Raw genomic sequence first — 622 nt, 5'->3', positions numbered from 1 at the left:
CCCGCCATGCGCCTGCCCCGCATAAGCCACCACGTCCAACGTCGACATCACCAGACCAGCACCATTACCGATGATGCCGACCTCGCCATCCAACTTGACATAGTTCAACCCCTTCGCCTTCGCAGCCACCTCGAACGGATCCCCGTGCTCGTCGTCGTGGAACGGGGCGCGCTCCTGGTGCCGGAAGGCCGCGTTGCCGTCCAGGGTCACCTTGCCGTCCAGGGCGAGGATCCGGCCGTCGGTGGTGCGGGCCAGCGGGTTGACCTCCACCAGGACGGCGTCCTCCTCGCTGGCCACCTGCCACAGCCGGGTCAGGACGGTGGCGATGTGCGGATGGGTGTCCGAGGGGAGTCCGGCGCGCTCGCAGATGTCCAGGGCGGTGTCGCGGTCGAGGCCGCGGACGGGGTCCACGGGGGTGCGCACCACGCGGTCCGGCCGGGTGGCGGCGACCTCCTCGATGTCCATGCCGCCCTCGGCGGAGCAGATCGACAGGAACGTCCGGTTCGCCCGGTCCAGCAGCACCGAGAAGTAGTACTCCTCCGCGATCTCGCTGGCCTCCTCCACCAGCACCCGGTGCACCGTGTGGCCCTTGATGTCCATGCCCAGGATCTGGGCGGCCTTG

General features: G+C 69.3%; 1 protein-coding gene. It reads right to left on the bottom strand.

Annotated elements, in window-relative coordinates:
- Positions 1–622 (bottom strand): ATP-grasp domain-containing protein (locus tag DEF28_RS26690; RefSeq protein ID WP_309485870.1); only part of this gene is annotated, 622 nt, incomplete at both ends.

Source organism: Marinitenerispora sediminis (assembly GCF_003336425.1).
GTDB classification, from domain to species: Bacteria; Actinomycetota; Actinomycetes; order Streptosporangiales; family Streptosporangiaceae; genus Marinitenerispora; species Marinitenerispora sediminis.
The sequence above is the reverse complement of the archived record's forward strand: the minus strand, read 5'-3'. Positions and strand labels throughout refer to the sequence as shown.